The sequence below is a fragment of the Myxosarcina sp. GI1(2024) genome (genome assembly GCF_053543375.1).
Genome location: NZ_JBKGTY010000004.1, coordinates 38,423 through 51,426 on the forward strand (window position 1 = coordinate 38,423; position 13,004 = coordinate 51,426).

General features: G+C 41.4%; 10 protein-coding genes. 8 read left to right on the forward strand and 2 right to left on the reverse strand.

Annotated elements, in window-relative coordinates; translation table 11 throughout:
- Positions 1-241: 241 nt before the first annotated feature.
- Positions 242-2,125, reverse strand: coding sequence for an alpha/beta fold hydrolase (locus ACLFKQ_RS17665; RefSeq protein ID WP_449001092.1), 1,884 nt, complete (start codon positions 2,123-2,125; stop codon positions 242-244).
- Between the two features lie 532 nt (positions 2,126-2,657).
- Positions 2,658-3,872 carry an ROK family transcriptional regulator gene (locus tag ACLFKQ_RS17670; protein ID WP_449001093.1) on the reverse strand — a complete coding sequence of 405 codons (1,215 nt, stop codon included), beginning with the start codon at positions 3,870-3,872 and terminating at the stop codon, positions 2,658-2,660.
- 460 nt (positions 3,873-4,332) lie between these two features.
- On the opposite strand from ACLFKQ_RS17670, the gene ACLFKQ_RS17675 reads away from it, so the two are divergent.
- From ACLFKQ_RS17675 to ACLFKQ_RS17710, 8 genes are all read left to right on the forward strand, one after another.
- The gene (locus ACLFKQ_RS17675) at positions 4,333-5,016 is read left to right on the forward strand and encodes an HAD-IA family hydrolase (RefSeq protein WP_449001094.1); all 684 of its coding nucleotides are present in this window, start codon (positions 4,333-4,335) and stop codon (positions 5,014-5,016) included.
- A gap of 902 nt (positions 5,017-5,918) precedes the next feature.
- Positions 5,919-6,926, forward strand: coding sequence for an acetyl-CoA carboxylase carboxyl transferase subunit alpha (gene accA, locus ACLFKQ_RS17680; protein ID WP_449001095.1), 1,008 nt, complete (start codon positions 5,919-5,921; stop codon positions 6,924-6,926).
- A gap of 481 nt (positions 6,927-7,407) precedes the next feature.
- Positions 7,408-8,136, forward strand: a complete 729-nt coding sequence (locus tag ACLFKQ_RS17685; RefSeq protein ID WP_449001096.1) for an SDR family oxidoreductase — start codon at positions 7,408-7,410, stop codon at positions 8,134-8,136.
- 62 nt (positions 8,137-8,198) lie between these two features.
- Positions 8,199-8,927, forward strand: coding sequence for a GTP cyclohydrolase I FolE (gene folE, locus ACLFKQ_RS17690; protein ID WP_449001097.1), 729 nt, complete (start codon positions 8,199-8,201; stop codon positions 8,925-8,927).
- A 362-nt stretch (positions 8,928-9,289) separates the two neighbouring features.
- On the forward strand, positions 9,290-9,946 hold the full coding sequence (locus ACLFKQ_RS17695) for a glutathione S-transferase family protein (RefSeq protein ID WP_449001098.1): 657 nt from the start codon (positions 9,290-9,292) through the stop codon (positions 9,944-9,946).
- Between the two features lie 73 nt (positions 9,947-10,019).
- The gene (locus tag ACLFKQ_RS17700; protein ID WP_449001099.1) at positions 10,020-11,234 is read left to right on the forward strand and encodes an MFS transporter; all 1,215 of its coding nucleotides are present in this window, start codon (positions 10,020-10,022) and stop codon (positions 11,232-11,234) included.
- Between the two features lie 45 nt (positions 11,235-11,279).
- The gene (locus tag ACLFKQ_RS17705; RefSeq protein ID WP_449001100.1) at positions 11,280-11,585 is read left to right on the forward strand and encodes a hypothetical protein; all 306 of its coding nucleotides are present in this window, start codon (positions 11,280-11,282) and stop codon (positions 11,583-11,585) included.
- Positions 11,586-12,019: 434 nt separating this feature from the next.
- Positions 12,020-12,787, forward strand: coding sequence for an RNA polymerase sigma factor SigF (locus ACLFKQ_RS17710; RefSeq protein ID WP_449001101.1), 768 nt, complete (start codon positions 12,020-12,022; stop codon positions 12,785-12,787).
- Positions 12,788-13,004: the final 217 nt, after the last annotated feature.

Sequence of the window (13,004 nt, forward strand, 5' to 3'; positions counted from 1 at the left end):
AAAGTACTGACAAAAGTTAAAAAAAAGATAACCCCTTCATTTTCATTAGGGGTTACTAAATTGGCTTGACCAGAAATTTAAATTTGTCGCATCTGTACCTTTTTTCAGCGCTTGAAACCTGACCGATCGCATCAGTTTGGGTTATGATATTTTAGCGAATGATTTTAGGCAGAATACAGTATTTTCGGTCTATTTTCGGTCTATAGAATAATAAAGGCTTCAGCTTTCACCCGGACTCAGGTTAGCCGATCGTACCCGAATGTCCTGAAATTTCATCGATCGGTTCGAATTGTCCTCCCAGGTACTTTGCTAAAAACTCTTCGGCGACACCATAGAAATGCAGACGATTTTCAGGACGGGCAAAACCATGTCCCTCATCGGTATATAAAACATAGGTAACAGGTTTATTAGCTTTACGCATTACTTCTACAATTTGTTCGCTTTCAGCTTGCTTGACGCGGGGATCGTTAGCACCCTGACCGATCAGAAGAGGTTTGTTAATTTTATCGACAAAGAATAGAGGCGATCGCGATTTTAAAAACTCTTCCTCTGTTTCCAAGTTACCTACTCGATGCTGGAACATTGACATCAATGGTTTCCAGTAGGGAGGAATGCTTTTCATTAAGGTAATTAGATTGGAAGGTCCGACAATATCTACCCCACAGGCAAAAACATCGGGAGTAAAGGTCAAGCCTACCAGAGTAGCGTAGCCGCCATAGGAACCACCCATGATGGCAATTTTATTGGGGTCGGCGATCTCTTGCTCGATTAGCCAGTTGACTGCATCGATTAAATCGTCGTGCATCGCTGCCGCCCACTGACGGTTGCCTGCATTGACAAAATCTTTACCATAGCCCGTAGAACCCCTAAAGTTAGGCTGCAAGACTGCATAACCGCGATTAGCTAACCATTGAACTTGAGGACTATATCCCCAGGTATCTCGTACCCAAGGGCCGCCATGAACCAGAAGTACCGTAGCATAAGGAGCTTCTAATCCTTGAGGGACTGTCAGGTAACCGTGAATGGTCAAACCATCTCGCGCCTGATAAGAAATCGACTCCATAGGTGCGAGGGGTAAATCTTCCAATTCTGGTCGATTGCTAAACAGCAAAGTGTGAGATTTAGTTTCACGCTCGTAGAGATAGTAATAAACTGGACCATCATCGGTAAGAAAACCAACGATCCAATGTTTGTCGGCTAAATCGCGACTAGAAATAAAATACTGTCCCGTACGAATACTGGCGATCGCTTCAAAATCGGCTGCAATTTCATCATCTAATACCTGCCACTCCAACTTATCCTTATAAAAAGAAACCGCTTGAATATTGCGTTTTGTGGGATGGGTAATCACTCCGCCAACGTCATATTGCTCGTCTTTGGCAATAATTTTTTCCTCTCGGTTGGCTAAATCTAGGGCAATTAACCTTTGAGTATTAGCATCGTGATTGCCAACTATATATAAAGTATCGCCGTCGAGAGAAAAATCTAATGCTCCTCCTTCTTCGTCAGCATCCCAATGACGCAAGACTTCCCATGGTTTGTCAGTAGTCTCTCGATATAATAATTCCGACCCCCCATCGGCAGTTGCCGCAGTTGCCGCCAGAATTTTAAACTCGGCATTAGCAGTCCAAGAAACGATATTACCGGGATTATCTGCTTCTAGTTCCATTTCACCAGTTTGCAGGTTGAGACGATACACATCGAATTTTTCGGGATTTTCCTTGTTGAGTCCCACCAAAATTTCATCGGGAAACTGATAATCGAGATCGACTACCTGCGCTTTAACTCCAGGAAAAGGAGTTAGGTCTTTGACTTCATTGGTAGCGACATTCACCAAAAAAAGATGAAAATTTTCGTCACCGTCAACATCCTGTAAATAAATTAGCCGTTCGGCAGTATATGTCCAAAAATAGGCTCTAATACCCCGTTTTTTGTCATCGGTTAAGATGCGATCGTCAGTTTTACCTACAGTTCGCAACCACACCTGCAAAATATCCCGTTCATTGGGTGCGAGATATGCCAAATATTTACCATCTTTTGATAGCTGAGGACTGGCGCGTTGGGGATTGCCAAATATAGTTTTGCGAGGAATAATCGGGGGAAGTTTAGTATTTACTGAATTCATAGGGATTGTTAACTATTGGTTATAAATCAAAATGGGCAGCGCAAAACCCACGTCGCTTCAGCGTGGGATACGGGCTACTCTGCTACACCAGTCGCTCCACTTGGGGAAACTATAATACCGCACTGGCTTCTTTTAAGAGCCTATTTATGTTAACTTATGTCAATGGGGTCGAGTCGACATAAAAATGATTTTTTTAGAGTTTAAGGTTATAGCTAAAACAGAACAAGATCGAGCAATAGACCAGGTTATTAGAACGAAATTGTCAGTACTGAGATCTTAGATTGTGATATTAGGAGAGCGGTTTGATATCCTGATTAATGAAGACAAGCTAGTTACAGTAAGCATTGATGAACTGTTCCCACTGCCATTCTGCCAACACGACTCAACTCAAACGCATTACCAACTTAGGCTATCGAGTTTACCGCGGTAAATCTTGTCAGTGCACCTTCAACAAGAGGACGGACACACCCTTTAATTATGCAGCTAACTATAGTCAAGCGTACATTCTCTTATTCTAAGATTAAATCAAGCCTTAGAACACTAAGCTTGGAACTTGAAACAAGGATTGATAGACAAGTATCGCACCGCCAATAGCTGAAGCATCCTCGCCAAACTCAGAAATTTTCCATCGGGAATTAGGAGTATCAAAAAATCCTGCTTCTCCATTGCGGGGAAGTTGTCGCTCCAGCGACTGGTTTAACTGCTCTTCAACATAAGGTAGCAGAATAGTTAGCGGTCCGCCTATAACTACCTGCTCTGGATTGAGAACATTGAGGATACTAATTAAACCTCTGCTCAATCGCTGTCCCCATTGATGAACCATGGCGCGTGCGAGTGCATTTTTCTGAGCTAGGGCTCGAACTAAATCGTTCAAGTTGGCAGTTGTGGCACCTTGCTCTCGATATTGCCGCAACAGACCTGCTTTACCTACTAATGCTCCTAGACTACCAGGCTGACCATAGTCGCTACCTCTAGAATTCTGAGCGTCTACGATTAGTTCGCAGACCTCTCCTGCCGTACCGTTTGCTCCCCGCATAATGCTACAGTTGACCACGATGCCGCTACCAACCCCTTCATTCAGCAATAGATAGAGCAAACTCTCACTTTGGATAGCACTTCCTAAATAAACTTCAGCTAATGCAGCAGCGTTAGCATCATTGTCGATAAAGAAAGGGAGATCGAACCGAGCTTCTAAGTGCTGCCGTAAGTTGATGCCATGCCAGTTTAGTCCAGGTACTCGAATTAGTAAGCCATCTCTATTAATGGTTCCAGGGATGGTTAGCCCAATCCCTCGAAGACGCTGTAAACTCAAGGGATTAGCTCGACGCAGCTTTTCAATTAAATGTATTAACCGCTCGATAACAATATCTGGAGCAGTCCCCTGAGTCAGTTGGCAAGAAAACTTGTTGGTAATTTGAGCGGCGAGATTTAACTCTAGGACTTTGACATGGTCGGCTTCAATTGCGGCTCCGATAAAAAATGCACCCTCTGGATTTAAGTGTAGCTTAATTCCAGGGCGACCCCCTCCTGGTTTAGAAGCCAGTTGAGAACCTTCACAAACTAGTTCTTCCGCCATTAACTCAGCCGTAATTACAGTTACGGTGGAGCGCGTTAACCCCGTACGGCGAGCAATCTCAGCGCGGGATAAGCCAGGGTGACATCTTAGCAATCCTAGTATGCGAGCCGAGTTAATTTGCTTGAGTAAACTTGCATCTGCGTTTGGTGTTTTGGCAAAGTTTGTAAGCATAAGAAACAATCTAGCGAAGAGTTTGTTTTAATTAGGAATTATCCACTATAAGTTTGTTTGTCGTCCAAACAAATTAGCTTGAAAGTAGATACTTTTTTTCTGTGAAAGATGAAAACGCGACATCACTCCACTCAAGCTCGACAAATAGAGTTTTTACGTCTTCAGCCAGTAAGGAAAAAACTTCCTATCCCAAACCTGCTTATAGTAATTCGTCAAATTTGGTGCGGTTTCCTCGATCTGTGCATACTCAGTTCTGAGCCTCGAATTAGATCCGTGACTGACCGTTCCGGAAAAGTGCGTTGGCGAGTAAACGACCCTAATTGCTCGCGGGTATTATGGTTTGAATCTTACGAGCAACTCTTAGTCTGGCTGGAGAAGCGGCATCACAAGCAGACAGAGGCTGATAAAGCTATCTCAAATCTGGATGCGTGGCGATAAATTCGATAAGAATAATTAAATTATGAAGCAATTGCAATGCCAAGCCATACTGTTCGATCTTGACGGCACTCTCATCGATTCGACCCACTGTGTCGAAAACCATTGGCGACAATGGGCGCAGCAGCATAACCTCAATGCAGAGGAGATTCTTAAAATATCCCACGGTCGCCCTACAGCAGAAACGATTCGGCTCGTCGCGCCACATCTCGATGCGATCGCCGAAGCTAGAACACTTGATGAAAGTCAGGCTACAAACTTAGCAGGAGTGATAGCTGTTTCTAGTGCAGAAGCACTCGTTTCGGGGTTATCGTCAGAATGTTGGGCAATTGTCACTTCTGGAAATCGTCTAATTGCAACCAATCGCTTACGTCACGTTGGTCTACCCTTTCCCCAGGTTTTAATTACCACTGATGATGTCGCTTACTACAAACCCCATCCGGAAGGCTATTTAAAAGCAGCAGAGTGTTTGGGCATTGCTCCAGAAGACTGTCTTGTAATTGAAGATGCCCCTGTCGGTATTGAAGCTGCTCGTGCTGCCAGAATGAGGGTTATAGCCGTAGCAACTACCTATCCAGCCTCAAAACTGTCTGGCGCGAATTGGTGTTTGCAAGCCTTAAGCGATTTGTCAATCCACCCGATTATCGATCCTAGCGGCAAGATGACTGCGTTAGAGTTAGCGATTGGCACGGCTCCTAGAAAACTTTAGTTCTATATAAATTACTTTATAGAATCCATTTGGAATCTTCGTAAAAAAGTAAATGAGCAAAAAAATGCCATATACAAGCAGTCTAACAGAAACAGAATGGAAGATAATTGAACCTCTATTGCCCAAGAAGAAAAGAACAAGAACAAGACCACCTAAATGGAGCAAACGGGAGATATTTTGTATCAGCTAAAAATGGCGCAGTCTGGGAAGCAGGCAAAGTCGTTCGGTAGCGCGACGACATGGGCGCATACCCCGGCATTGGTGTGATTTCCCAAGGGATTTGCCTCCTTACTCCACGGTATTCTAGTTCCTCGCCCGTCTGAATGGTTACGGTTCGATCGATTTGTTTTGTAATGACAGACGACCTAATAAGGGAATAACCGTTCCTAGTTTGCTGTAGTCTAACAGTTGACTTACCGATACATCTAAAGACTCGATTTCTCAAACGTGGCGATCGCTACACAAATCGTTGAAGGTAGCAAACACTTTGTTGACAGTGCCATCGAGTTCGATAACAGGTGACTAATAATCGGTTAAAGTGTTAGTACTACAATATTATCAACAGGATAGAATTTATGGAAAGTGTCAGGATTGACTTTTAAAATCTGCTCATTTTTTCTGAACAGACTCGTTCCTGACTCTTTCTTAAAAAGGCAATGATTTCTAGAGCTAATAAAATTCAAAGCTTAATAGTCAATCTATATTAATCGATAGCAATTTTACAGAGAATAATGATAGTTTTAAATTACTATAGCGGTTCTCATATTAGTAAGGTACAAATCCAAACAAGTAGAGGAGCACTTTAGCCCTAGTGCCTAGTGCAAGCGTGCCTAAATTGACCGAGGTGTATCTCACTCAACCGAGAATTGCTATATTTGCCAAAATAAATTTCTGAGTACGGTATGCCCAAGCCCAAACGAACATTTTTACTAGACTTTGAAAAGCCGCTTTGCGAGTTAGAAGCAAGGATCGAACAGATTAAAAATTTAGCCGCAGAAAATCAGGTTGACGTATCGGCAGAAATTCTTCAACTAGAAGAAAGAGCCGAGCAACTGCGTAAAGAAATTTTTAATTCTCTAACTCCTGCTCAAAGATTACAGCTAGCCCGCCATCCTCGTCGCCCCAGCACTTTAGACTACATTCAGGCAATTACCGATGAATGGGTAGAACTACATGGCGATCGCGGCGGCTATGACGATCCGGCGTTAGTTGTGGGAGTCGCTAGAATTAATGGCAGACCGACGGTAATCTTGGGACATCAAAAAGGTAGAGATACGAAAGATAATGTCGCTCGTAATTTTGGTATGGCTTTTCCCGGTGGATATCGTAAGGCTCTGCGATTGATGGAACACGCTAACAAGTTCGATCTGCCAATTTTGACCTTTATCGATACTCCAGGGGCATGGTCGGGAGTCGAAGCTGAAAAATTAGGTCAGGGAGAGGCGATCGCTTATAATTTGCGTCAAATGTTTGGCTTCGGCGTACCAATTATTTGTACGGTCATCGGCGAAGGAGGTTCTGGAGGAGCGTTGGGAATTGGAGTTGGCGATCGACTATTGATGTTAGAAAATTCAGTTTATACTGTAGCCAGTCCCGAAGCTTGCGCGGCAATTCTCTGGAAGGATGCTAAAAAAGCCGACCGTGCCGCCGCTGCCCTCAAAATAACTTCTCGGGATCTAAAAGAACTGGGTATAATCGATGAAATTATACCAGAACCAACTCGGGGAGCGCACGCCGAACCTTTGGAAGCCGCAGCTAACCTCAAAGCAGCTATTTGGGCAAATCTCGAGCAGTTGTGGCAGATGACCCCCAAACAAAGACAAGAGTTACGCTATCAAAAGTTCCGTAACATGGGCAGGTTTGAAACCGCTGCCGCGGAACATTCACAGAATGCCGAACTATCTTCATAGGCAATATAGGTAGCCAATTTCTAGGACGCGTCTGCTGAAGGTTCGGGCTACTGCAATGGTCTCATCTCCAGATGAATAAGTTTCCTATCGAACGCCGAGTTCGAGGGAACTCAAAACTAGCTGCAGTCTAAAACTGACCGAGTTTTCGAGGTTAGGCTTTCTGTGAGATAGTGCTCGCCTAAATTCAAAAGCTCTCGCTGTCTGTTTTTACAGCAGAGACGAGTGAGGAAGATACGAAACTTTAGATTTTTCTGCTAGTTCAAGCCCCCCGTTTCCAAACTGAGAAGCAGTCTAAGGTAAGAAATTGTAGTTGTCAATTTAGGTTGGGGAATTTGGATAATCGAATGCAAATTGCAATTATGAGGATGCTATAATTGCTAAGGCAATATTTTGTTACATTAGTTTTTAATGTGATGTTGCTAACAAACAACTAGCATGTAGCTATTTTTTTTAAGAGACAATTTTTTTACAACAGACAATAATGAATCCACCCCCAAATCAGCTACGAGCGATTGTGACAGGCGCTAGTAGCGGAATCGGAAAAGCAACTGCTTTAGCCTTTGCCAAATCGGGGATTGACGTAGCGTTAGTCAGTCGTTCCTTGGATAAGCTAGAAGCAGTAGCCGATGCGATCGCAGCAATGGGAGTAGTGGCAAAAGCATATCCATTAGATCTAGCGGTTGTAGATCGGGTAAAAGAGCGTGTTGAGGCGATCGCCAATGACTTTGGCGATGTAGATATCCTCGTCAATAATGCGGGGATGGGCTATACCAATTCTTTGAAAGAAACACCTCTGGTCGACTGGCAGCAAATACTCGACCTCAACCTTACTAGCGTTTTTCAATGCATACAAGGCATCTTACCTCAGATGCGTCAGCGTAAAACGGGAACGATCGTTAATGTTGCTTCGATCGCTGCCCATCGGGCTTTTCCCGATTGGGGAGCATACAGCGTCAGCAAGGCTGCCGTAGTTGCTTTGGGAAAAGTACTAGCAGTAGAAGAATCGGCTAATGGTATTCGTGTCGTTACTATTTCACCAGGTTCGGTCAATACTCCAATCTGGGATACCGACACCGTACGAGCAGATTTCGACCGTCAAGCGATGCTAACTCCCGAAGCTGTCGCTCAATCTATACTCCATGCAGCTTTACTACCATCTCAAGCGGTAGTCGAAGAAATGACCGTCATGCCCAGTGGAGGGGCTTTATAACTTAAATGACGCTCAACACATAAATTAGTAGCAAGATCGAAGAGTTTTACTCACAATTAATTATGACCAGAGCTTTTTCAAACAGTTCTATTCCTTCCGCCTCTACGAACAAAAATGGTCAGAATCCATTAAAGTCTAATTTAGTAGAACAGGTTAATAGTCGTCCAGACCGCAACACTCATAATGGTAGAGAAGCGGAAATCCACCAGACTTCAGCAAAAGCTAAAGAACAAATAATCGAGTCGGTGCGTAATATTTTAGATTCTGTTGGTGAAGATCCAGAGCGAGAAGGATTGTTAAAAACGCCTAAAAGAGTTGCAGAAGCGATGCAGTTTTTGACTCAAGGCTACAATCAATCTCTAGAAACTATCGTTAATGACGCAATCTTCGACGAAGGACACAATGAGATGGTGCTAGTCAGAGATATTGATTTCTTTAGTTTGTGCGAACACCATATGCTGCCATTTATGGGTAGAGCGCACGTAGCATATATTCCCAATCAAAAAGTGGTAGGTTTGAGCAAGCTAGCGCGAATTGTAGAAATGTATGCTCGCCGTCTTCAGGTTCAAGAACGTCTCACGCGTCAAATTGCCGAAGCCATTCAATCAGTGCTAGAACCCAAGGGAGTTGCAGTAGTTATGGAAGCAACTCATATGTGCATGTCGATGCGTGGAGTACAAAAACCTGGTTCTTGGACGGTCACCAGCGCGATGTTGGGAGCGTTTCAAGACGACCAAAAAACTCGCGAAGAATTTTTAAACTTAATTCGCCATCAACCTAGCTTTATGTAATTAATTCTTGTAGCCTGGTAGTAGTTGATTTAGCTGTCAAGGTTAGATTAGATAGCAAAATCGAGGAAAAAGGAGCTTATTAAGCTTGAGCGGGTATATATAGACACCCGTTGTTTTCTCTACGGTCTTGGTAAACAAAGCTGGTGCGGCAAATCATAGTGGACTTTGCCAAAACTGACTGCAACCGTTTTAATAACACCATGGAAAAAATTAGGCTTTAAATAGAACTTTGGAAGTCAGATAAGAGTCTGGAATTTCTGATAATTGTTAGAGGGAATTCTAGTAAGATCGACTATGAATCTAGCTGGTTAGATATAAACTTCAATCTAGCTCGAGCTGATACTTTTAACAAAAATTAAGCTATGTTGAAATTTTATTACTCTCGTTTATCGGTAAATGCTCGTAGAGTCTGGGTTACTTTATTAGAAAAAAAGCTTGAATTCGAACCTATTCTAATGAAACTCAACGGCGATCAGTTCGAGCCAGATTTTCTTAAAATCAATCCCTTTCACCATATTCCAGTATTAGTTGATGATGGATTTAGTATATTTGAATCTTTAGCTATTCTCGATTATTTAGAAGCCAAATATCCCCAAGTTTCTTTATTGCCGACCAAGGCTGAAGATATCGCTAAGGTACGGATTGTTGAATTAGTTACCGTCAATGAGCTACCGCCAGCTTCTATTGCTTTGATGAAACAGATGTTAGACGTAGAAGTCACCACCCAACAAATAGCAGCAGCCAAACAAACTATGGCGACAGCTCTACAATATTTTGAAGATAATTTGACAGCTAATTCGTCCTTTTTTGTTGACGATCGCCTGACCTATGCCGATATTGTAGCGGGAACTGCAGTAGCAGCGATTCGCACTTTGGGTATCTCACTAAAACCTTACTCAAAAGTAAGCAAATGGATAGATAATTTGCAACAACGATCGAGCTGGCAGCAAACGGCACCTTCTGCTGAAGATATCGAAACATCTAAAGCGGTAATGAAGGCAATACTGCAAAAGAGGTAAATAGTAATCGAATTGAAGACGACAAACCAAGATTGTCGGCAATCGCCAATAGGATAGATTCAACCTTCTTTACATGAGACAAAACAGTTGGTTGCAACAATTAGATTTACCGCCTCTATTTTGGCTAATTACTCTCATTGCCTTTATCAACTCGGTTAGTTTCACCATAATTATTCCCTTACTCTATCCTTACGCCAAACAATTTGGCTTAAGCGACTTTCAAGCTAGTTTGTTGATTACGGCGTTCGCTTTATCTCAGTTTCTCGGAACGCCGGTTTTAGGAAGACTCTCAGATCGTCTCGGTCGTAAATCCCTACTGATTGTAAGTTTAGCAGGAACGGTATTGGCAAATCTTATTGCCAGTATCGCCGCTTTTGCCTGGTTATTGTATACTGCTAGAATCCTAGACGGTTTGACCGGAGGTAATAATTCTGTAGCTAGAGCCGCAATTAGTGATATTACCGACCCTTCACAGCGTCCTAAAGCCTTTGGCATTTTTGGTGCTAGCTTTCGTTTGGGTTTTGTCGTCGGTCCGTTTTTAAGTTATTTAGCTCAGCAGTTACCTACTGTAGCTGGAGTATCTCCTTTAGGAATGAGCTTTCTAGTCAGTGCGGCGATCGCGGCAATTGCTCTATTGTTATCGTTATTTTTCCTACCCGAAACGCGATCGCAACGGGGAAACTTTCAATTAGGTTGGAATGATTTTGCCTTCGGAAAGATAGCTAAATCGGCAACTAAACCTAAGTTGGGACAACTATTCGTACTTACTTTTTTCAGCGGCAGCACTTTCACTATTTTTACCTTTGCCTTTCAACCTTTCTTTCTCAATGTCCTCAACCAAAACACTAAAAGATTGGCAATTATGTTTGCCGTTGTTGGAATGCTGGGGTTTATTTCTCAGGTTTTCGCCTTAGAACCTTTAAGCAAAAGATTCAATCTGCTAAATATTATTGCTGTAACCCTAGCAATTCGGGGATTAACCTTTCTATTAATGCCAACTTTCCCTACCTTTGCCGCATTTGTGGTTATTTTGAGTATTTTTGCTTTGGTTAATTCTTTTCCCATGCCTTTAATCGATACGGTGCTGTCGCTCAATAGCAGTCCTCAAGAACAAGGAGAAGTATTAGGGATTAATGCTTCTTACTTGAGTATGTCTAACGCGATTGGACCAATTATTTCTGGTTTATTAGTTAGCTTTGATTACCAAACTCCACTGTGGATTACGGGAGGTTTAACATTGCTAGTCGCCGGTTTTGCCATTCAACTTAAAATGAAATTTAATAATTAATCTAAAATAGTTATATTGCCGTTTATTTAGTAATTTTTAAAATCGATGACTCTACCAGAAGATCGATTCGATATCGACCAACCTCTTCAAAATTTCCAAAGCTCCACATCTCAACAAAATCACTCTAGTGAACCTAAAATTAGCTCGCTGGAGAATTATAAAGCACATAAAAAACAACTAGAAGGTTTGTTTAAAAAACTAATTATTGGTGGGCTAATTGGAGGTCTAATTTTAGGACTGGGCATGACGGTGTTACTAAAAAAATTAGGTTTGACTGAAAAACCCGAGGGATTAGAAACAAGTCCAAAACCAGGCACAGAACAAATTGAATTTTTACCAGAAATCAACTAAAACTCTGATATTTATCAGTAAAAACCAGGCTGCGATAACCGACGATCGCTCTAATTTAACAAAAAACCAATGTATATTTTATCAGATAAAGCTAAGAGTGAGTTTGGTAGAATAATTAAATATTTAGATGCCTTTAAATAACAAATTTCTTGGATTAATACCTCGTATTTAATTCAAAATGAAAATAAAATATTTATAACGCATTTTTTTAACTGACATAAAAATATCCAATATATTAGGTTTAAAATTTCGCTAATTTTACAAAATTACTATAAGTTTTTTGCGTATTTGTGCGGAGGATCGAAAAAAATACATTTGATTTTTCCGTAAAACAACTATGGTATAGCTTTTTGAAGCGAAAGACAATGAAAGTTAGATTTACCCATTAAGTATAAAACGTTATGGGTTACTGTTACTATAGCTTTCATTGATTTATGTCTACTCAATCTCTTAGCTACCGTTCTATAGAACTTCTGAAGATTTATTTTCATAGTCCTTCTTTAAAATTACGCAATCAATTGGTAGAACTAAATGCTGGTTTAGTACGTAAAGTTGCCCATCAAATTTGTCAGAAATGTAGCGAACCTTATGAAGATCTAGAACAAATTGGTTATCTAGGTTTGATTAGAGCGATCGAACGTTTTGAACCTCATCAGGGAGCAGCATTTAGCTCTTTTGCTATTCCCTATATTCGTGGCGAAATGCTTCATTATCTGAGAGATAAAGCAAGTATGATGAGAATTCCTCGTCGTTGGCAGGAACTTTATACTAAAGGTAAAAAACTAAGAAAAGAGTTGACCGAACAATTAGGACGTTTGCCCAACGATCTGGAAATCTCTGAAGGTTTAGGCGTACCATTTCAAGAATGGAGTGAATGCAGATTGGCATTACAAAATCGCTTACCAATAAGTTTAGATGCACTAGTCAACAACTCACTAGATTCTTCCTTGACGGTAGGCGATACCATTGCCGATCCTCGTGCTTTAGAGTTGAGAAAACTAGAAGATGATAAATTACAGTTACAAACAGCATTAAATACACTCGAAGCTAAAACTAAAGCAGCGATCGAATGCGTATTTTTATGGGATTTACCTCGAAAGGAAGCAGCTAGACATATCGGCATTAGTCCGATGACTGTAACTCGACATCTACATAAAGGTATCGAGCAGTTGAGTACAATTTTAGAACCCAAAGCCGCATAAAATAAATTAGTTCCGTATCTAAAAAATCAGTAAATTTACTATGAAATTAATTATTAATATTAAATTTGTTGGCATAATCGCATTCATGCATTCTCAGGAATTCCCCAATTTTGAGCAACTTTAATCAGTTTAGGTATAGCTGTAGGTGTAGTTAAAATTTATTTTTTATGTAAGGATTCAGGTGCAAGCATGAGGAATAAGAGAAGGATAAGAACAA

What these genes read in the sequence shown, in the direction of transcription:
- ACLFKQ_RS17665 (WP_449001092.1), bottom strand. Translation starts at nt 2,125, where the DNA reads ATGAATTCAGTAAATACTAAACTTCCCCCGATTATTCCTCGCAAAACT.
- ACLFKQ_RS17670 (WP_449001093.1), bottom strand. Translation starts at nt 3,872, where the DNA reads ATGCTTACAAACTTTGCCAAAACACCAAACGCAGATGCAAGTTTACTC.
- ACLFKQ_RS17675 (WP_449001094.1), top strand. Translation starts at nt 4,333, where the DNA reads ATGAAGCAATTGCAATGCCAAGCCATACTGTTCGATCTTGACGGCACT.
- accA (WP_449001095.1), top strand. Translation starts at nt 5,919, where the DNA reads ATGCCCAAGCCCAAACGAACATTTTTACTAGACTTTGAAAAGCCGCTT.
- ACLFKQ_RS17685 (WP_449001096.1), top strand. Translation starts at nt 7,408, where the DNA reads ATGAATCCACCCCCAAATCAGCTACGAGCGATTGTGACAGGCGCTAGT.
- folE (WP_449001097.1), top strand. Translation starts at nt 8,199, where the DNA reads ATGACCAGAGCTTTTTCAAACAGTTCTATTCCTTCCGCCTCTACGAAC.
- ACLFKQ_RS17695 (WP_449001098.1), top strand. Translation starts at nt 9,290, where the DNA reads ATGTTGAAATTTTATTACTCTCGTTTATCGGTAAATGCTCGTAGAGTC.
- ACLFKQ_RS17700 (WP_449001099.1), top strand. Translation starts at nt 10,020, where the DNA reads ATGAGACAAAACAGTTGGTTGCAACAATTAGATTTACCGCCTCTATTT.
- ACLFKQ_RS17705 (WP_449001100.1), top strand. Translation starts at nt 11,280, where the DNA reads ATGACTCTACCAGAAGATCGATTCGATATCGACCAACCTCTTCAAAAT.
- ACLFKQ_RS17710 (WP_449001101.1), top strand. Translation starts at nt 12,020, where the DNA reads ATGTCTACTCAATCTCTTAGCTACCGTTCTATAGAACTTCTGAAGATT.